Source organism: Pseudomonas sp. PONIH3 (genome assembly GCF_002934345.1).
Lineage (GTDB): Bacteria > Pseudomonadota > Gammaproteobacteria > Pseudomonadales > Pseudomonadaceae > Aquipseudomonas > Aquipseudomonas soli.
On sequence record NZ_CP026386.1, the window covers coordinates 1374141 to 1393842 of the forward strand.

The 19702-nt window shown below is 64.5% G+C and carries 18 protein-coding genes, 1 tRNA gene and 1 pseudogene; 5 read left to right on the plus strand and 15 right to left on the minus strand.

Annotated elements, in window-relative coordinates; genetic code table 11:
• Positions 1–81 precede the first annotated feature (81 nt).
• Positions 82–471, plus strand: a pseudogene (locus tag C3F42_RS06200) (response regulator); the annotation flags it as partial.
• 11 nt (positions 472–482) lie between these two features.
• Entirely contained in the window at positions 483–2867 is a 2385-nt protein-coding gene (locus C3F42_RS06205) for a response regulator (RefSeq protein WP_104444186.1), read from the plus strand.
• Positions 2868–2920: 53 nt separating this feature from the next.
• Here the strand turns inward: C3F42_RS06205 and C3F42_RS06210 are convergent.
• Positions 2921–2995, minus strand: a tRNA-Gln gene (locus C3F42_RS06210).
• 346 nt (positions 2996–3341) lie between these two features.
• Between C3F42_RS06210 and C3F42_RS06215 the strand changes: the two genes are divergently transcribed.
• Positions 3342–3584 (plus strand): hypothetical protein, encoded by a 243-nt coding sequence (locus C3F42_RS06215; RefSeq protein ID WP_023630739.1) that lies wholly within the window; start codon positions 3342–3344, stop codon positions 3582–3584.
• 106 nt (positions 3585–3690) lie between these two features.
• Positions 3691–4764: a cell division protein ZapE gene (gene zapE, locus C3F42_RS06220; RefSeq protein ID WP_038705770.1), complete on the plus strand. Its 1074-nt coding sequence runs from the start codon at positions 3691–3693 to the stop codon at positions 4762–4764.
• 42 nt (positions 4765–4806) lie between these two features.
• Here the strand turns inward: zapE and C3F42_RS06225 are convergent, their stop codons facing one another.
• Complete coding sequence (locus C3F42_RS06225; protein ID WP_104444187.1) at positions 4807–6618, minus strand: ABC transporter ATP-binding protein/permease; 1812 nt, start codon at positions 6616–6618, stop codon at positions 4807–4809.
• A 160-nt stretch (positions 6619–6778) separates the two neighbouring features.
• Between C3F42_RS06225 and C3F42_RS06230 the strand changes: the two genes are divergently transcribed.
• On the plus strand, positions 6779–7180 hold the full coding sequence (locus tag C3F42_RS06230) for a GNAT family N-acetyltransferase (RefSeq protein ID WP_256586275.1): 402 nt from the start codon (positions 6779–6781) through the stop codon (positions 7178–7180).
• 127 nt (positions 7181–7307) lie between these two features.
• Here the strand turns inward: C3F42_RS06230 and C3F42_RS06235 are convergent, their stop codons facing one another.
• The 13 genes from C3F42_RS06235 to C3F42_RS06295 all read right to left on the minus strand — a co-directional run bounded on the left by C3F42_RS06235 (position 7308) and on the right by C3F42_RS06295 (position 19533).
• Complete coding sequence (locus C3F42_RS06235) at positions 7308–7511, minus strand: formate dehydrogenase subunit delta (RefSeq protein ID WP_023632932.1); 204 nt, start codon at positions 7509–7511, stop codon at positions 7308–7310.
• Positions 7508–10384, minus strand: coding sequence for a formate dehydrogenase subunit alpha (fdhF, locus tag C3F42_RS06240; protein WP_104444188.1), 2877 nt, complete (start codon positions 10382–10384; stop codon positions 7508–7510). Before fdhF ends, C3F42_RS06235 begins: the two co-directional genes overlap by 4 nt.
• Positions 10381–11925: an NADH-quinone oxidoreductase subunit NuoF gene (locus C3F42_RS06245; protein ID WP_104444189.1), complete on the minus strand. Its 1545-nt coding sequence runs from the start codon at positions 11923–11925 to the stop codon at positions 10381–10383. The genes fdhF and C3F42_RS06245 overlap by 4 nt, the downstream gene beginning before the upstream one ends.
• Positions 11919–12404 (minus strand): formate dehydrogenase subunit gamma, encoded by a 486-nt coding sequence (locus C3F42_RS06250; RefSeq protein WP_104444190.1) that lies wholly within the window; start codon positions 12402–12404, stop codon positions 11919–11921. Before C3F42_RS06250 ends, C3F42_RS06245 begins: the two co-directional genes overlap by 7 nt.
• Positions 12405–12668: 264 nt before the next feature.
• Positions 12669–13826 (minus strand): glutathionylspermidine synthase family protein, encoded by a 1158-nt coding sequence (locus tag C3F42_RS06255; protein WP_023631080.1) that lies wholly within the window; start codon positions 13824–13826, stop codon positions 12669–12671.
• A gap of 2 nt (positions 13827–13828) precedes the next feature.
• Positions 13829–14581 carry a DUF1190 domain-containing protein gene (locus tag C3F42_RS06260; RefSeq protein WP_023631081.1) on the minus strand — a complete coding sequence of 251 codons (753 nt, stop codon included), beginning with the start codon at positions 14579–14581 and terminating at the stop codon, positions 13829–13831.
• Between the two features lie 25 nt (positions 14582–14606).
• A complete protein-coding gene (locus C3F42_RS06265) occupies positions 14607–15032 on the minus strand; it encodes a DUF350 domain-containing protein (protein WP_023631082.1) in 426 nt (141 codons plus the stop codon).
• A gap of 12 nt (positions 15033–15044) precedes the next feature.
• A complete protein-coding gene (locus tag C3F42_RS06270; RefSeq protein ID WP_046856318.1) occupies positions 15045–15701 on the minus strand; it encodes a DUF2491 family protein in 657 nt (218 codons plus the stop codon).
• A gap of 255 nt (positions 15702–15956) precedes the next feature.
• Positions 15957–16658: a PspA/IM30 family protein gene (locus C3F42_RS06275; protein ID WP_038705765.1), complete on the minus strand. Its 702-nt coding sequence runs from the start codon at positions 16656–16658 to the stop codon at positions 15957–15959.
• A 16-nt stretch (positions 16659–16674) separates the two neighbouring features.
• Positions 16675–17289 (minus strand): YjfI family protein, encoded by a 615-nt coding sequence (locus C3F42_RS06280; protein WP_023631917.1) that lies wholly within the window; start codon positions 17287–17289, stop codon positions 16675–16677.
• A gap of 107 nt (positions 17290–17396) precedes the next feature.
• Positions 17397–18029: a hypothetical protein gene (locus tag C3F42_RS06285; RefSeq protein WP_104444191.1), complete on the minus strand. Its 633-nt coding sequence runs from the start codon at positions 18027–18029 to the stop codon at positions 17397–17399.
• A gap of 11 nt (positions 18030–18040) precedes the next feature.
• A complete protein-coding gene (locus tag C3F42_RS06290; RefSeq protein ID WP_104444192.1) occupies positions 18041–18331 on the minus strand; it encodes a hypothetical protein in 291 nt (96 codons plus the stop codon).
• Between the two features lie 272 nt (positions 18332–18603).
• The gene (locus C3F42_RS06295; protein ID WP_104444193.1) at positions 18604–19533 is read right to left on the minus strand and encodes a LysR family transcriptional regulator; all 930 of its coding nucleotides are present in this window, start codon (positions 19531–19533) and stop codon (positions 18604–18606) included.
• Positions 19534–19702: the final 169 nt, after the last annotated feature.

Below are 19702 nucleotides of genomic sequence, written 5' to 3' on the forward strand. Positions count from 1 at the left end.
GCACGTATCATGCTCAAACCCATTCTGCTGGTCGAAGACAACCCCAGAGACCTGGAGTTGACCCTCCTGGCGCTGGAACGCAGCCAACTGGCCAACGAAGTCATCGTGCTTCGTGATGGCGCCGAAGCGCTGGATTACCTCCTACGACGCAATAGCTACGCCGGACGTGACGATGGCAATCCGGCCGTATTGCTGCTGGACCTGAAACTGCCCAAGGTCGACGGCCTGGAAGTACTCAAGCAAGTGCGCGACACCGCCGAACTGCGCAGTATCCCGACGGTCATGCTGACGTCCTCGCGAGAGGAGCCGGACCTGTTGCGTGCATACGAACTGGGTGTCAACGCCTACGTGGTCAAGCCCGTCGAGTTCAAGGAATTCGTCGCCGCCATCTCTGATCTTGGCGTGTTCTGGGCAGTGCTCAACGAGCCACCGCCGGGTTCCCTGCGCCTGAACAGGCGCGGCAGCAATTGAGACATCCGACGATGCAAGGCGCCCCCCTGAGGCTGCTGCTGGTCGAAGACAGCTCGATGGACGCCGAACTCACGGTGCTTTGCCTGGAGCGCAGCGGGCTGCAGGTCCAGTCGCGTCTGGTGTACGACCATGTCGGCGTGGAACATGCCCTGCGCGAAGGCAGCTACGACTTGATCCTGTGCGACTGCGTGCTCCCGGGGTCATCGGGCACCGACGTACTGGCCATCGCCCAGCGCCTGTCCCCCGACCTGCCGTTCATCTTCCTCTCCGGCATCTATGGCGAAGAACACGCGGTCGAGATGATCCGCCTGGGCGCCACCGACTATGTGCTGAAGAAGAACCTGCCCCTGCTGCCCAAGGCAGTGCGCCGTGCCTTGACAGAAGTGCATGAGCGCCAGCGCCGGCGCCGCGCCGAGGAGGCACTGGCCGACGTCGAAGCCCGCGCACGCATCGCCATCGACGCGGCGGGCATGGGCACCTGGGAGTTTCGCCCCCAGGATGGACTGCTACTGTGGGATGACCGTTGCAAAACCTTGTTCGGCCTGCCCACCGATACGCAGATGAGCCTCGAGGTATTCTACGAGGGTATTCTTCCCGAAGACGTGCCTCAGGTACGCGAGGCCGTGGAGCAAGCCATGCGCCCGGACAGCGACGGGTTGTACCGCGTCGAGTTCCGTATCGCCCAACCCAATGGCCTGGAACCGCGCTGGTTGCTTTCCAGCGGTCAGACCCAGTTCGTCGATGAGCGCTGCGTGCGCTTTTCCGGCGTACTGCAGGACATCCACCAGCAACGTCAGGCCACCCGCGCCCTGGAACAGCTCAACGAGATGCTGGGCGAACGGGTCGAGCGGCGTACCCGTGAGCGCGATCGTGCCTGGGAACTGTCCCAGGACCTGCTGGCAGTGCTGAACCACGACCTTACCCCCGTCACTCTGAACCCGGCGTGGGAAGCCAGCCTGGGTTTCACCCGGGAGCGCCTGGGCCAGACGTCGTTGCTGCATCTGGTCCCCGAGTCCGATCAGCCTGCCCTGCTCAGCGAACTGGCGGCCTTGTCGTCGGGCAATACCAGCGCCCGCTTCGTCGGGCGCATCCTGCACGCCAATGGCCACCCTCGCTGGCTTTCCTGGGTGGTGGTTCCCGACGACAGGCTGCTGTACGTGGTCGCACGCGATATCACCAGCGAGCGCGAGGCGACGCTCGAACTGGCCAAGGCCAACGAATCCCTGCGCCAACAGATTGCCGAACGTGAACGTATAGAAGCGACGTTGCAGCAGATGCAGCGCCTCGAGGCGGTCGGCCAGCTCACCGCGGGTGTCGCGCACGACTTCAACAACCTGCTGACGGTCATCCTCACCGGCGCCAGCTTCCTCCAGCGGGACCTGGAAAAAGGCTCGCTGGACAAGGCCAGCACGCGCTTGCAGCATATCCGCGAAGCGGGCGAGCGTGGCGCGAAGCTGACCGCGCAATTGCTGGCATTCTCTCGCAAGCAGCGGCTGGAGCCGGTAGCGGTCAATCTGAACCGCACCCTGTCCGGGCTGGAAGAGCTGCTGCGACGCACCCTGGGCGGCAATATCTCGGTGCGGCTGGACCTTGATCCCCTCCTGTGGCAAGCCCTGACTGACCTGACCCAGACCGAAATGATCATCCTCAACCTGGCCATCAATGCGCGAGACGCAATGCCCGATGGCGGCCAACTGACGCTGGCCACGCGCAACGACAGGGTCAGCAATCGCCCACTGCGCCCCGAGGACCCGGAACCGGGCGAATACGTGGTGCTGTCGATCCGCGATACCGGCTGCGGCATGAGTGAGGAGGTACTGGCCAAGGTCTTCGAGCCATTCTTCACCACCAAGGACATCGGCAAAGGTTCACGCCTGGGCTTGGCCCAGGTGTTCGGGTTCGCCAAGCAGTCTGGCGGCGGCGTGCGCATCGATACCGCTCCGAGTCGCGGCACCCAGGTCAGTGTCTACCTGCCTGCGGTGCATCAAGCAGAGACGCTGACAACCCATGAACAGAGCGCGCCGCCTGTGTTCACGCAACCGGGCGGTGTGCGCAGCGTACTGCTGGTGGATGACGACCACCTGGTACGTGAAATGATGAGTGACGTCCTGCTTCGTCAGGGCTATCAGGTGCGCCAGGCGCAGAACAGCGAACAGGCGCTGGCATTGCTCGACGATCAGGTTGAGCTACTGCTCACCGATTTCGCCATGCCGGAATTCAATGGCGCGCAACTGGCGCATGCGGCGCGCCAGCGCTTCCCTGGCCTGCCCGTGGTAATTCTGACCGGTTATGCCGAGTTGCAGGGGCTGGAACTGCCCGGCAGCCTGGTCATTCAGAAACCGGTGAGCGAACAGGTATTGGCCCAGGCACTGGCCGATCTGCTGGAAAAGAGGTAGGCAGAAACGAAAAAATCGCCGAAAGGCGATTTGGGGGATAAATAGCTTGGTGATGGCAGGGGCGGCTGGATTCGAACCAACGCATGGCAGGATCAAAACCTGCTGCCTTACCGCTTGGCGACGCCCCTATATCGGCTGTGGCAAGTGACTGGCACTGCCTGGCTGACAATCCCTGGCAACTCCGTGTGTCGTCGCTCTGGAATGACCGGCACTTTAACAAGCTTTTTCCCAAGTGCAAAGCTTTTTTTTAAAAAAAACGCAGAAAAACAGCAAGTTAGTCAGTCACCCAGCTGTTCGCGCGCTTCCACGGAGGGGGCTTGGGACCGCCCGCCCAGGTCCTCCCCGGGTACTGCAGTGGCCTCGCGAATACGGATACACAACCACTCGTCGTAATTGCGCCGCTTCGCCTCAACACAATCGCGTTCCGCCATTCCAATCAGATAGATCCCACCGGCGCATTACAAGGAGGACGCCATGCCCGTTTCCCATGACCTCTACCAGGACCTGCACTACCCGCGCGAAATCGTCCAGCAGCGGCGGCAGCACGACCTAAAACTCGACCGCCTGCTGGACGAATACATGGACATCGACAACCAGGTGCTGGCAGCCGAGTCGATCTCGGCAGGCAACTTTGTGGACGAAGACCTGCGTCACCTCAAGGAACGCCGCCTGGCGGTGAAGTACCTGATCGAGCGGCAACTCGAGCAAACGTCCTGACCTATCGCCTTTCGCGATCGGTGCCCGACACATTCTCGATTGGTCAAAATGCCTCGCATCGCGCAAGCTGCGCCCTGCCCCAGACTCGGCCCGAGGAGCCTGCCAATTGCCCACCTGGATTCCCGCGCCCTTGCGCCAGATTCGCCAGCGCCTGCGCTGTGCCCCAGCCAAGGCCCCCACCTTGTTGACCCACTTCCAGAACATGGCCACCGCGCGTGGCTATGCCCTGAGCGACGGGCAGCTTCAGGTGATCGAGGCAATGGCGGGTCTGTTGGGCAGCCTCGACGCAGGCCCGCCGCGCAGCCTGTACCTGCACGGTGCAGTCGGCCGCGGCAAGAGCTGGCTGCTCGATGGCTTCTTTCAGGCAGTGCCGACGGCGGCCAAGCGCCGCCTGCACTTTCACGATTTCTTCGCCCGCCTGCATCAGGGCATGCACCATCACCGGGCCCAGGCCGATGCCCTGGGGGCCACTCTCGACGCACTGCTGGGCCACTGCCAGGTCCTGTGTTTCGATGAGTTCCATGTCCATGACATCGGCGACGCCATGCTGCTCACCCGGCTGTTCGATGCGCTGTTCGCCCGACGCGTGGTCTTGCTGCTCACCTCCAACTATGCACCTGAAGGGCTACTGCCCAACCCGCTGTACCACGCGCGCTTCTTGCCGGTGATCCGCCTGATCAACCGCCATATGCAGGTGCTGGAGGTAGCTGGGGATACCGACTTTCGCAGCCTGCCGGCCAATCGCGAACACCAGCGCTTTACCCAGGGGCACTATGTCTGGCCGGGCGATGCGCGGCAACGTACGGCGCTGCGGGTGCCCACACCGCAGAGGGTGCGGCTGGAGATCAACCAACGGCCCCTGCGGGCGCTGGCCAGCGAGGGGCGTCAAGTGATGTTCAGCTTTGACGATCTGTGCGAACAACCGACCGCAGTGATTGATTATCTGGCCCTGGCCGAGCGTTATGATCGTTGGATCATCGACGGCCTGGATGACCTGGCCGCGTGCTCCCTGGCGGCCCAGCAGCGCTTCGTCAACCTGGTGGATGTGCTCTACGACCAGGACCGGGAGGTGCTGGTGATCGGCAAGCAGGCGCTGGACAAGAGCCTGGGCGGCGCCATCGCCGACCTGATGCGGACACGCAGCCGCCTGGGTCAGTTGCACCAGCAAGGGCCAGCCTGAGCGCTTCAACGGCGACGCTTGGCGGCGATGAGACCGCGCCTGCTAGGCCGGCACGGCCGGCTGTTGCTCCACCAGCAACCAGCCCCCCTGCCCGTCCACCTCAAGACAATGGGAATGGAACCCCGCCAGGGTGCTGCGGTGCCCGACGCTGACCAGCAGCGTCGCCGGCAACACCTCACGCAGCAGCGAATACAACGCATGCTCCAGCCCTTCGTCCATCGCCGAGGTTGACTCGTCGAGGAACACCACCTGCGGCCGGTTGAACAGCACCCGGGAGAAAGCCAGGCGCTGCTGTTCGCCCAGCGACAAGATGCGCGACCAGTCACGCGGCTCGTCCAGTCGCTCAGCCAGGTGAGCAAGATTCACCTGGCGCAAGGCCTGTTGCATGCGCGCATCATCCCCAGACTCGCCCGGCGCCGGATAGGCGATGGCGGTGCGCAGGTCCCCCAACGGCAGGTACGGACGTTGCGAGAGGAATAACGCCTGTGTCCCCAGAGGGCGCCTGACCTCACCGTCGGCATAGGGCCACAGGCCCGCCAGGGCGCGCAGCAAGGTGGTCTTGCCGCTGCCCGAAGGTCCCTTGATCAGCAGCGCCTGGCCGCTGTGCAGGTTCAGGTCGAGATCGGCGATCAGCGCGTGGCCGTCGGGCCGGCGCACCTGCAAACCATGAATGCCCAGCGCGAGCGCTTGGTCCACCGTGGCCACGCGTGGCAAATCGCTGGCCTGCTGGTTGGCCTCGAGAAACCCGGTAAGGCGGTCGAGGGTGGCGCGATACTGGGCGAAGGTGTCGTAGGACTCTCGGAAGAACGACAATGAATCCTGCACCTGGCCAAAGGCCTGGGCGGTCTGCATCACGTCGCCGAGCTTGATCGCGCCACTGAAAAAGCGCGGCGCCTGGAGGATGAACGGGAACACCACCGCCACCTGGCTGACGCCCAGGTTGAAACCGCTGAACTTGAGGTTCCGGAATACCAGAGCCCAGGCATTGCCGATCAAGGCGAAGAAACGCCCGAGCAAGGTGCCGCGCTCCACCTGCGCGCCCTGGTAGAAGGCGATGTTCTCGGCGTTCTCGCGCAGGCGCATAAGTGCATAGCGGAAGTTGGCGGTGAGTTTTTCGTTGAGAAAATTCAGGCGGATCAGCGGCTGGCCGAGGCGAAAGGCGATCCAGGTAGCGATCAGCACATAGATGTAAACGGCAAACACCATCGCCCGGGGAATTTCGATGCCAGCCACTGCCAGTGGCGCCGACAGGCCCCACAGAATGCCGGTGAATGCCACCAACGACACCACCGCACTAACCGCCCCCAGCGCCAGCGCAACCGAACCTGTGACGAAGTTGTTCACATCCAGTTCAATACGCTGGTCGGGGTTGTCCACGGGCTCTGCGAGGAACTGCCCGCGGTAGTAGGCATCGCCGTGCATCCAGTCGGCGGTCAGGCGCTCGGTGAGCCAAACCCGCCAGCGAATGTTGAAGGCCTGGGTCACATAGAAGGTAAACAGCGAACGCAGTACATGGATGGTCGCCAGCACCGCGAACACCCCGAGCATGTACCAGAACGCAGTCTGGTCCAGGGCCTGCAAGGCACTGTAGAAACCGTTGTACCAGAACGAGAACAGCACGTTCAGCCGCACCGCGAACAACGTCAGCACCAGCAGCAGGGCGAAGGCCAGCAAGGGCCGCCAACTACGACGCAAACTGAAGTAGGGCCCGGCCAGTTGCCAGAACTGCGCGCCCCAGCGGGTATGGCGTACCGCCAGCAACGCAGTGGCGGTGAAACAGACAAGGGTGACCAACGAGGCGATCGCCAGCCAGCTCAGGCTTGCTTGCAAGGCCTGGTGCCAGTTCATGTCCATGGAGGGCTTCCGTCAGGGTGTTTTTGCGAGCGTAGCACCGGCTACTCGTTAACCCTGCGAACATGACGGACATTTCATCCAGGCCATGCGCTGCGCCGACATCTGTGCAGGACGTGTCCAGGCGCGGATAATCGCGGCACCTTCATCGCAGAGCCCCACCATGCATATTCGCCTTGCTGGACTACAGGACCTGCCGGCACTGATCGCCATTGACACCGTTACCCGCCAAGACCCGCAGCGTGCCGAGCAGATCGCCGACTGGCTCGGGCAGTACCGTTGCCTGGTGGCTGAGATACAAGGCAAGGTGGCCGCCTATGCGTTGATGCACCGGCACTTCTTCGGCTGTGCGTTCATCGAGATGCTGATGGTTGGCGAAAACCATCGGCGCGCTGGGCTGGGAGCTGCGCTGCTGGCCTGCATACAAGCCGATTGCCGTGGGCAGAAGCTGTTCACCTCGACCAATCGCTCCAATGCGCCGCTTGCTGGAGCGCCAGGGCTTCGTCGCAAGCGGTGTAGTCGAAAACCTCGACGAAGGGGATCCGGAGCAGATCTATTGCTGTAGATTGGATCAAAGTGAGCGCCCGCCGGCGGCCACAGGGCACCGCTGACGCGGCGCATCGCCGGCAAGCCGGCTCCCACAACGATCGCATCAGCCTCAAGCCATGCGCCATCCTGCGAGAGCAGGCGAGCTACGCCAAAGCCTCCCGCACCTTGGGGTCGAGCCCCTCGCCTGCATGGGCCTCGATCCACTCCAGCAACTGCCGGCGCATGGCCGGCGTCCAGAAGCTCTGCAGATGCTGCCTCACCCCCTGCACCGCCTTGGCATGATCCGGCTCACTGTCGAAGTAATGGCCGATCTGGTTGGCCATCTTCACCAGGTTGTCGCTGCTCATCGACGCACCTCCGCCTTTTCTGCCTGACGCCGCTCCTTGAGCAAGCGCCGCTGCTCGTCACTGAAGCTCTGGTAGCGCTTCTGCCATTCCGACGGCTGGAACACCTTCACTACCTCCACTGCGGTGACTTTGTATTCCGGGCAGTTGGTGGCCCAGTCGGAGTTGTCGGTGGTGATCACGTTGGCCCCCGACTCGGGGAAGTGGAACGTTGTATACACCACCCCCGGGGCCACCCGGCTGCTGACCCTGGCACGCAGCACGCTCTGACCGGCGCGGCTGCCCACGCCCACCCAGTCGCCGTCGGCGATGCCACGGCTCTCGGCGTCGCTGGGGTGGATCTCCAAGCGGTCTTCGTCGTGCCAGGCGACGTTGCTGGTGCGCCGGGTCTGCGCGCCGACGTTGTACTGGCTGAGGATGCGCCCGGTGGTCAGCAACAGCGGATAGCGACTGTTGACCTTCTCGTCGGTGGGCACATAGCCGGTGAGCATGAAGCGGCCCTTGCCGCGCACGAACTGCTCGATGTGCATGGTCGGCGTACCATCGGGGGCGGCGTCGTTGCAGGGCCACTGCAGGCTGCCGTGGCGGTCGAGCTCGGCATAGCTGACCCGGCGGAAGGTTGGGGTCAGGCGGGCGATCTCGTCCATGATCTGCGACGGATGCTGGTACTCCATGTGATAGCCCAGGGCGTCGGCCAGGGCCAAGGTCGCCTGCCAGTCGGCCTTGCCAGCCAGCGGTTCCATCACCTTGCGCACCCGCGAAATGCGCCGCTCGGCATTGGTGAAGGTGCCATCCTTCTCGAGGAACGAGCTGCCTGGCAGGAACACATGGGCGAACTTGGCCGTCTCGTTGAGGAAGATGTCCTGTACCACCACGCATTCCATCGCCAACAGCGCGGCAGTGACGTGCTGGGTGTTGGGGTCGCTCTGGGCGATGTCTTCACCCTGGCAGTACAACGCCTTGAAGCTGCCGTCCAGCGCAGCCTCGAACATGTTCGGAATGCGCAACCCCGGGTCAGGTTGCAGGGTCACGCCCCAGGCCTGCTCGAACTCGGCGCGCACGCTTTCGTTGGAGATATGCCGGTAGCCGGGCAACTCGTGGGGGAACGAACCCATGTCGCACGAGCCCTGCACGTTGTTCTGCCCGCGCAGCGGGTTCACCCCCACCCCTTCGCGGCCGATATTGCCGGTGGCCATGGCCAGGTTGGCGATGCCCATTACCGCGGTGCTGCCCTGGCTATGCTCGGTCACGCCCAGGCCATAGTAGATCGCCGCATTGCCGCCGGTGGCGTACAACCGGGCGGCGGCGCGGATCTGCTCGGCGGGCACGCCGCACACCGGGCCAAGCACTTCAGGGGCGTTGTCGGGTTGGGCGACGAAATCGCGCCAGCGTGCGAAATCCTCGGTCTCGCAGCGGGCATCGATGAAGCGCTGGTCGAGCAGGCCCTCGGTGACGATCACATGGGCCAGGGCATTGAGCATGGCCACGTTGGTGCCTGGACGCAGTTGCAGGTGCAATTCGGCACGAGCATGCGGCGAGTCGACCAGGTCGATACGCCGCGGGTCGATGACGATCAATCGCGCACCCTGGCGCAGGCGGCGCTTGAGCTGCGAGCCGAACACCGGGTGGGCGTCGGTGGGGTTGGCGCCGATCACCAGCACCACGTCGGCCAGCATCACCGAGTCGAAGCTCTGGGTGCCGGCGGACTCCCCCAAAGTCTGCTTGAGGCCGTAGCCGGTGGGCGAATGGCAGACCCGCGCGCAGGTGTCGACGTTGTTGTTGCCGAAGGCCGTGCGCACCAGTTTCTGCACCAGGTACGCCTCTTCGTTGGTGCAGCGGCTGGAGGTGATCCCACCGATCGAATCTCGCCCGTACTTGAGCTGGATGCGCCGCAACTCGCTGGCGGCATAGGTGACTGCCTCATCCCAGCTGACCTCTTGCCACGGGTCTTCCAGGCGTTTGCGAATCATTGGCTTGGTGATGCGGTCCGGGTGCGTGGCATAGCCCCAGGCGAAGCGGCCCTTGACGCAGGCATGGCCGTGGTTGGCGCCGCCATTCTTGTCCGGGACCATGCGCACCAGCTGGTCGCCCTTCATCTCGGCGCGGAACGAGCAGCCCACGCCGCAATAGGCACAGGTGGTGATTACCGCGCGCTCGGGCTGGCCGAGCTGGATCAGGCTTTTTTCGCTCAGGGTCGCCGTCGGGCAGGCCTGCACGCAGGCGCCGCAGGACACGCATTCGGAGCTGAGGAAATCGTCACCGCCGGCCGCCGCCACCCGCGAGTCGAAACCGCGCCCGGTGATGGTCAGGGCGAAGGTGCCCTGGATGTCTTCGCAGGCCCGCACGCAGCGGCTGCAGACAATGCACTTGCTCGGCTCGTAGTCGAAGTACGGGTTGGACACATCCTTGCCTTCGCCCAGGTGATTGGCGCCGTCGTAGCCATAACGTACCTCGCGCAAGCCGACCTGGCCGGCGACGGTCTGCAGTTCGCAGTTGCCGTTGGCCGAACAGGTCAGGCAGTCCAGCGGATGGTCGGAGATATACAGTTCCATCACGTTGCGGCGCAGATCGGCCAGGCGTGGCGTCTGCGTGCGCACCACCATGCCCTCGCCTACCGGGGTGGTGCAGGACGCCGGGTAGCCGCGCATGCCATCGATCTCGACCATGCACATGCGGCACGAGCCGAAGGCCTCGAGGCTGTCGGTGGCGCACAGTTTAGGGATGCTGGTGCCGAGCATGGCCGCGGCGCGCATCACCGAGGTGCCGGCGGGCACGCTGATCGAACGGCCGTCGATGACCAGGCTGACCTGCACCTCGCTGATGCGTTGCGGGGTACCCAGATCGAGGTCGCTACTGGGGTCGAAGTAATTGATCATTGCGCGGCCTCCAGGCCGAAATCGGCGGGGAAGTGCTTGAGGGCGCTGACCACCGGATACGGGGTCATCCCGCCCATGGCGCACAGCGAGCCGTACTGCATCGTGTCGCACAGGTCGCGCAGCAACCCCGCCTGGCTTTCGCGGTAGGCCGGGTCGGTGCTGGCGATCAGCCGATCGACCACTTCCATGCCGCGGGTCGAACCGATCCGGCACGGCGTGCACTTGCCGCAGGATTCTTCGGCGCAGAACTGCAGGGCGAAGCGAGCCATGCCGGCCATGTTCAGGGTATCGTCGGCCAACACCACACCGCCGTGGCCGAGCATCGCGCCAATGGCGGCGAAGGCCTCGTAGTCCAGCGGCGTGTCGAACTGTCCAGGCGGCACCCAGGCACCCAGCGGGCCGCCGACCTGCGCTGCCTTGACCGGCCGGCCACTGGCGGTTCCGCCACCGTAGCCTTCCACCAGCTCCCGCAAGGTCAGGCCGAAAGCGCGCTCCACCAACCCACCCTGGCGGATATTGCCGGCCAGCTGGAACGGCAAGGTGCCGAGCGAGCGGCCCATGCCGAAGTCGCGGTAATAGGCCGCGCCCTTGGCCAGGATGATCGGTACCGAGGCCAGGGTGAGCACGTTGTGCACCAGCGTCGGTTGGCCGAACAGGCCCTCCAGCGCCGGCAGCGGCGGCTTGGCCCGAACGATGCCACGCTTGCCCTCCAGGGACTCGAGCAACGCGGTTTCCTCGCCACAGATATAGGCACCCGCGCCGACCCGCACCTCCAGGTCGAAGGCCACGCCGCTGCCGGCGACATCCAGGTAACCGGCCTCGCGAGCCAGCAGGATCGCCTCGTTGAGCACACGCACGGCATCGGGGTACTCCGAGCGCACATAGATGTAGCCCTTGCTCGCTCCCACAGCGAGGCCGGCGATGATCATGCCCTCGATCAGCAGGAACGGGTCGCCCTCCATCAACATACGGTCGGCGAAGGTACCAGAGTCGCCCTCGTCGGCGTTGCACACCACGTACTTCTGCGCGGCCGACGCCTGGCGCACGGTGCGCCACTTGATGCCCGCCGGGAAGGCCGCGCCACCTCGGCCACGCAGGCCCGAATCGAGCACCGCCGCGACCACTTCGTCGCCGTCCAGCAACGTGGCCTGGCGCAGCCCCTCGAACCCACCGTTGGCGTGGTAGTCATCCAGCGACAGTGGCCGGGTGATGCCGGCTCGGGCGAACAACAGGCGCTGCTGGGTTTTCAGGTAGGGAATGTCCTCGACCGGCCCCAGCGCCAGCGCATGGCCGGCGTGGTCGCCCGCCAGGGCATCGAGCAAACCGGGGATATCCTCGGGCGCGACCGGCCCGAAGCCCAGCCGGCCTTGCGCGGTGTCCAGCTCCACCAGCGGCTCCAGCCAATACAGGCCACGGGAGCTGGTGCGCTTGATGCCTAGCGGCAGGTTGCGCTGCGCGGCCTCGTGGGTCAGTGCCTCGGCCACCTGATCGGCGCCCGCTGCCCGGGCCAGCGAATCACAGGAGATGCACAGGCTCAACATGCCTTGACCTCCTCTCGGCAGCTCGCCACCAGCGCCCGCAGGCGTTCCGGGGTGACGCGGGCGTGGAGCTGGCCGTCGAGTTCCAACGCCGGCGAGCAGGCACAGGCACCCAGGCAGTACACCGGGCGCAGGTCGAGCGCCCCGTCTTCGCTGCGGCCGTGATCATCCATCCCGAGCTGCTCGCGCAATTGCGCGGCCAGTGCCTCGGCGCCACGGCTCTGGCAGGACTCGGCGCGGCACAGGCGCAGGGTATGGCGAGCCGGCGGCGTGGTACGAAAATCGTGGTAGAAGCTGAGCACCCCGCGCACCTCGGCCTGGCTGAGGTTAAGGGCATGGGCGATCTCGCCGACGGCGATGTCGGGGATGTAGCCGGCGCCGGCCTGGATGGCGTGGAGGATCGGCAACAAGGCGCCGGGGTTGTCCTTTTCACGGGCCAGGACACGCTGGATCAGAGGCAGGTGGTTCAACTCATCAGGCATACAGCGGACCTCGGCAACCCGGCCCGGCCCTGATCGCGGGCCAGTGTCCGGCTGTGTTCAGCTGCGGTGCGCCGGCTGCGTCACGGTAGCGGCAGCCGGGCACCCTCCTTGCCTGTGGCCGGGCGTCTTGCTGCGCTCGGTCCACGGGCATCCTCAGAGCATGGCAGCTATTGCGCGAAGAGGTTGTGCGCGGGCGACCCGGCGCGTCCTGAAACCGACCATTGGAGGGGCGCGGAGCGGCCCCCGCATAGGCGGCCCTGACAGTCAGTCCACGACCACATGCGGCACGAACCGCGAGCTGTCCTTGGTGATCAGGGTGTCGTCTTCACGAATGCCGATCCCCGAGGCCAGATCACCGACCACCCACGAGCCGATCAGGGTGTAGCTGTCACCGAATTTTGGCAAAGGCGCGAAACCTTGCAGGATATACGGCGCATCATCGTAGGGCCCGTCCTCGAACACCCGCTGGTCATCGGTCGTGCGAATGTCCACATTGGCCCCCTCGCGGGAGAAATACGGCTTGCGCACCCAGCCCTTGGGCACCGGCCGCCGTGGGTCTTCGTCGAGGAAGGCCGGCAACAGGTTCGGGTGGCCCTCATGCCATTCCCACAACAACGGCAGGATGCCCTTGTTGGAGATAAGCGACTTCCACGCCGGCTCGACGAACTGAGTATTGCAACCGGCGATCGCCCGGCCGAACTCCTCGTGGAAGATGTGCTCCCACGCGTGCAGCTTGAACAACCGCGGGATCGGCCGCCCCTCGAGATCGACGAAGCGCCCGTCACCATCCAGGCCGATATCCTCGATGTCGATATGCCGGGTACTGATACCCACGTGCCCGGCCATCTTGCGCAGGAAATCCGTGGTGCCACGGTCCTCGATGGACCCGCCGATGGCCGAGAAGTAGAACGGGCTTTCACGCTCGAAGGCGGCAAAAGCCCGCACCAGGTCTTCAGCCAGGGTGTTGAACTGGCTGGCATGGGCCGGCAGCACGCCGCGTTCGATCTGCTGCTCAAGCCAGATCAGCTGGAACGCCGCTGCTTCGTACAGGGAGGTCGGCGTGTCGTAGTTGGCCTCGATCAGCTTGGCCGGGCCCGTACCGTCGTAGCTGAAGTCGAAACGCCCGTAGAGGTGCGCATGCCCCTCCTTCCACGAACGACGCACCAGGTCGAAGAACGCCGGCGCAATCGCCAGGCGGGTCATCAGCGCTTCGCTGTCGACGATGCGCGCCACCGCGTCCAGGCACATCGCGTGCAGCTCTTGGGTGGGCGCCTCCAGGTCACGGCTGACCTGGGCCTCACTGAACTGGTAGTAACCGCGCTCATCCCAGTAGCGTTCGCCATCGATGGTGTGGAAGGCGAAGCCCTCTCGCTCGGCGGTGGCGCGCCAGTCTGGGCGTTCGTCGCAGTGGATCTTGCGCATGCTCAACCGCCGAAACTGAAGCCGCCGCTGCTCTTGCCGCCCCAGCCGCTGCGCGCAGTGGCCTGGCTGCCGAAGCCGCCACGGGAGATCGACGAGGACACGCTGGAGCGGGTCGAAGTGCTGGCCTTGTAGCTGCGGCCGCTGGAGCTGCCAGAGTAATAGCTGGAGTAGCTGCCACCGCTCTGCTGGGCCTGGTCGGAGCGCTCGAAACGCTTACCCTGATCGATCTGCTGGCCGAGCGTGGTGTTGCGGTAGCCACCGCTGCTGTCTCGGTATTGGTAGACCGGCTGCGAGTAGTACTGGCGATTGCCGCCGCTGAGCACCTGGCCAAGCAGCAGGCCGGTCAGCAGGCCGTTGAAATTGCTGCCGCCGCTGCTGGCCTGGCCGCTGTTCTCGACCTGGGCGCGGGCCGCATCGACCTGTGACTGGCTGACCTCGCCCGATACCGCCAGCTCGAAACCGCCGAGGCGTGGCATGTAGCGGTTGTCGCTGGTGACCTGGCAGTAGTCCGGCACGAAGTCGGCCTCGCAGGCGGCCTTGTCGCCATAGGTCGGGGCGATGCGGCGGTGGTCGGCCAATGCCTGCATGTAGGCATCGGAACACACGTCCACCGGTATCTTGTCATCGACACAGGCCTGGACGGTGGAGTAATTGCTGCGCTTGCTGACCGTGTAGGTCTCCTCCGGCGCGCTGCACGCGGTGAGCGCCAGTGGCAGGGAACTGGCCAGCACCAGCTTGACGGAACTGCGTCTCATGTATGGCTCCTTGCGCGCAAACGGCTCAGACCGACGGGGTCATGCAGGCCGAATTGAGGAAGCCCACGCTGATCGCCACGGCGGCGGCGTAGATCGCGGCGGCCATCTCGCCCTTGGCGATGCGGCTGGCCAGGCCCTTGAGCACCAGGCTGGTGATACCGAAGGCCAGCAGTTGCACCACGGCGGCGATCACCACCCAGACCACGAAGTCGAGCAGGCTGACGCTGTAGGCGATGATGTTGCTGGCCGGCAGCGAGAAGCCGATCAGCGCACCACCCAGGGCGATGGCCGCGGCGCTGTTGTTGTCGCGGATCAGGGCGAATTCGCGGTGCGGGGTGAGGTGCGTGTAGATGAACTGGAACAGCCAGAACAGCACCAGCGCCACGCTGATGTAGAGAATGAAGCCGATCACTGCCTGGGCGTTGAGCGACATGCGAAGTGCGTCGAGCATGGTGAATCCTTGTCAGATGACGTTGAAGTCCGTTGATTGCAGGGTGACACCCACCGAAGTGGTCAGGCTGACATTGCCGTCCTCGTCTTCCTCCACCGACAGCAGGAGGAATTCGCGGCGATCGGTCAGGCCGGTTTCGCGGGCATACAGCATCGACAGGTGCTGGATGCGGTAGCTGGTCTCGGGGCTGGTGACCCACTCGCTGATCGGCGTGAGCTCGGTCTGCCCCTCTTCGCTGCCCCACTGGCGAACGAACTCGTAGCCTTCGTGCTCGTAGTACGGCAGGCCGATGTTCGACTCGGGGCCGACCAGGCGCTTGAGCTCCGCGTCGCTGGTGACCGGCACCACGCTGTAGTAGCCGAACAGGATGATGTCACGGACATCGTCAGCCGACGCGCCATTCATCACCACCTGCAGCCAGTAGTCCTCGTCTTCCATATAGAAGCGCGCCAGGCGCACCGACTGGCCGAGGTCGACTTCACCGACCGCCCAGACCACTTCCTGCTCGGGGACCTCCAGCTCGGAATGCCCGTCGAGCAGCAGCTTGAGCGAGCGATCGAGCTTGAGCATGCGCCCGCTGCCCAGGCCGAATGGCAGGTTGCCTTGGGCCTGGCTGCCGGCGGCAGGTTTGGGGGCTTCGAAGCCCATGAAGCGTTTCAACCAACCCACGGGGCATCTCCTGGGTGAGAGGGTGACGGAACAGGAGCCAGTACTGGAGCTGTAGCGAACAGGCTGGGCCTGTTGGAAGAAGGCGACATTGAAAATCCCTTGGGTCGCGGCAGTCCTTTGGCGGGGGCGACACGATACTGCTTTTCGTGTGCCCCGCCAACGGGTCTGCAGCAGGGTTTTGCGCCAGCCGGGCCAGCTCCATCGCGGGGCAAGCCCGCTCCCACGGACCCACGATAGGCCGGCCCGCTCAACGAATCACTCCGCCGGCTTGGCCGCCTTGGCCTTCAAGCGTGCCAGCACATCGTCGGCACCACTGTTGCTGGCGCCGATCCCGGCCGACTTCAGGCGTGCTTCCAGATCGCTGCCATCGGCCTTGGCCGCCAGCTCCGCCGCCGCTTCCAGCTCGGCGGCACGCTCGGTCTGGCGCTTCTTGATGCGGTCCAGCGAGCCGACCGCCGTTTCCAGGCTGCCATTGGCGCCGCCGGTGGCCGAGGCCGCACTGACCTGGGCACGCTGCACGCTCTCGCGGGCCTTGACCAGGTCTACCTGCTGCTTGAGGCCCTTGATCTGCGCCTCGGTCTTGCTCACGGTGGCGGTCAGGGTCGTCACCGACGCACCGAACTGGTCCGCCAGCGCCTGCTCGCTGTCACGCTGGTTGGTCAGGTCGGCGATGCGCGCCGCGCATTCGTGGGCCAGGCCCTCCTCGCCCTTGTCCAGCGCGGCAATGGCCTTTTGTTCCCAGTCGCCGATGGTCTTGTCGAACTCGGTGATGCGCTGCTGCGCGGTCTTGTGCTTGGCCATGATCTTGACCAGCTGGTTGCGCGCATCGATCAGGTTGTTGTCCGCGTCGCGGATCTCCTGGTCGAGAATGCGCAGGGCCTGGGAGTCGACGATCGCCTCACCGACTTCCGAAGCGCCGCCACGCAGGGCGGTGACGATCTTTCTCAACAAACTCATGGTGCAATCTCCGGAATCAGTGGGTGAAGTAGTCTTCGAAATCTTCGGCGGCGGTGATGACGTTGTCGGCCAGGGTGTGGATCTCCTGGACGATGTTGTCCAGCGACGAAGCCGCGCTCAGGGCGCCGAACATGGTGTATACCGACTCGCCCGAGGGCAGCGTGTGCAGGCCGATGGACGACAGCGGGAACACATCGCGGGTGCGCAGCACCGCATCGTTGAATGCAGCGCGGTCTTTCACCTGGCAGGCTTGCACCAGCAGCGTGTCGACCAGGATCTGCTCACCGGCCACGGCGATGTACAGCGGCAGGCCGTCCAGTTCGTTCATCACCAGCTTGAGGCTGGGCTCGGCGCCCTGTTGCAGGGACAGGCCGATCGACCCGCCGCGCACCTCGTCCAGGCCTTGCAGGGCGCCGTGCAGCGTTTCGATCGTCCAGTGGGTGTGCTCGGTCATGAAATCCTCCGTTCTGACCTGTTTGCCCGCGTGGGGCTGACGTAAAGCCTTCTCGATACCGCGCAGGGCGGCGGCGTGCTCGGGCAGGATCCACAGCTCACGCTTGACCAGGCCTGCGGCCTTGAGCCGGGCGCGCATGTCACGCATGTAGTCGGTGGAGCTTTTCTTGCCTGCCATCGAAGGGGGTGTCCTTGTCTCACATGTGATGTACGTTACGCCTGGATCATGGGCTGCGCAAGTCTCACATGTGAGGAGCGATGCCCGCGCGGTGCGCCCGCCCCGACCTACCCCGCCACACGCGTCAGCCGCTGCAGCGTCTCGATCACCTGCGGATCACGCGCCTCGAGCACATCCATCTGGATCCTTGCGATCACCGCCTTGAGCAGCTCGGTCTGACTCATCCGGGTTTGCCCCAGCAGCGTCAGGAAATCCTCGGCCATGTGCGCGTTGACCTTCATCGACAGCCGCCGCGTGGCTCCGGACGCCGGCAACCCCCGCTGACGCCGCTGCGCGTCGAGTGCCTGGACGAAGGCCTCGTGGCCGGGCTGCAGACCCGCCCCCTGGCGGGCCTGCACCAGCCAATGGAAATAATGGGCGAGGAACAGCTTGCGCAGGTGTGCCCCTGCCTCGCTGCTGACCGCTTGCATCGCCGCGTCGAGCACATCGAGATACACCGCCGGCAGCCGCGCCTCGATGGACTTGAGCTGCTGCTTGCGCGCCTCGCGGATTGCCGGGGTGGACTGCGGCGGGATGGCCACCACCGTATCGCAGCCGTCGCACACGCCCACCAGGATGTCCCGCGCCACGCCCAGGCCGTCACTGAAAGGCACGTCGCGCCGGGTGTAATGCATGGCGACCAACGCCTGGCAACGCTCGCACAGGGCCTGGCCGGTGTCGCCCTCGAACAGGATATTCATGCTTGGGTTACTCATTGGTGAACACTGATGAACCACGTCTGCGGCTCGATGAAATAGAACTTGATGTACCAGCCGGAGCGCCTGAGCACATGGACTTCGATGGCTGGCACGGCATGGTGTGGGCTGCAGCTGTAGTGAGTGCCATTGCAAGCACGGATGACCTCGATGACATCGCCCGCACTGAGCGCGCCAAGGGCCAACAGGTTCTTTACCTCGATATCGCCCCGCGCTGCATGCAGGTACTTCCCGGATTCGAGCGCGGCAATGACCGCGCTCTTGGCTGCCTTGAAGCCTTTTGGCATGACCCCTCCCTGGCATTACGAAAATCATCGTACATTTTTCTGACTGAATCCAGCTTGCGCTTCGACTCAGCCGACCAACGGCGCTGTCGTGCACCGATGAAACCTGGGCATGAACTATGGCCGCGGGCGCGCCACTGTGTGGCCTGGATGTGTAACCAGCGCTTTCGGGGATATACAGCGTGTTTCGCGCGATCCTTGCCGACTCGATGATGACCCGCTGATCCGTGCGCCTCGATTGCCAGGCAATGCGCTGCGCTAGCTGGGGCTGGCTGTCAAACGGCGATCCCGGAAACAGCATTGACGCCTTCCAGCGTCGCGAAGGACATATCCTTTGCCGTGAGCAGGAAGTCGCTTACATAAGGCACTTCGAGCATGTCGCTGCGGACCGCCGCATACAGTTTTGCCTGCAGCCCCTTCTGCCCCAGTCGCTTGGTGGTCACGTAACCGCGCGAGCTGTATTCATGCACGGCCCAGTTCGGCAGGCAGCACACACCGCGGCCGCTGGCCACCAGTTGCATCATCATGATCGTCAGCTCCGAGGTGCGCACTTGCGCCGGCTCGATATCGGCCGGGTCAAGGAAGCGGGTGAAGATGTCCAGCCTGTTGCGCTCGATCGGGTAGGTGATCAGCGTCTGGCCGGCAAGATCGGCGGGCTCCAGATACGGCTTCACGCACAAGGCGTGATGATTATCGATGGCCAGCAATGCCTCATAGCCGAACAGTGGCACATAGCTGATCCCCGGCAGTTTCATCGGGTCGGACGTCACCACCAGGTCCAGATCGCCCCGCTCCAACGCCGGCAGTGGCGCGAATGAAAACCCCGACGCCAGGTCCAGCTCGACCTCCGGCCAGGCACCGCGAAATTCGTCCACCGTCGGCATCAGCCACTGATAGCAGCTGTGGCACTCGATGGCGATGTGCAGACGCCCGGCCGTACCACCCGCCAGTTTGCCCAGGTCCCGCTCGGTGGCACGGATCTGCGGCAGTACCTGCTCGGCCAGCTCCAGCAGCTTGAGACCAGCGCTGGTAAAACGTACCGGCCTGGACTTGCGCACGAACAGCGGCATGCCAATACGGTCTTCCAGCTCGCGGAACTGGTGCGACAACGCCGATTGGGTCAGGTGCAGCCGTTCGGCGGCCTCGTACAGGCTGTCGGTTTCGCGCAAGGCATGGATGGTGCGCAGGTGCCTCAGATCGATCATGAGAAAAACTACACTTGTATGCAAAAAAAATGAGTTTGTCTCATGAAGAGCTGATCTTTGACAATCCTTCATCGAATTTGCGCAAGCGACAAAGGCAGGCATGGGCGCGGCACCCATGAATCTCAACCCTGGCCTTCCTTGCCTCGCTTAAGACATCAGGGCTCACCAC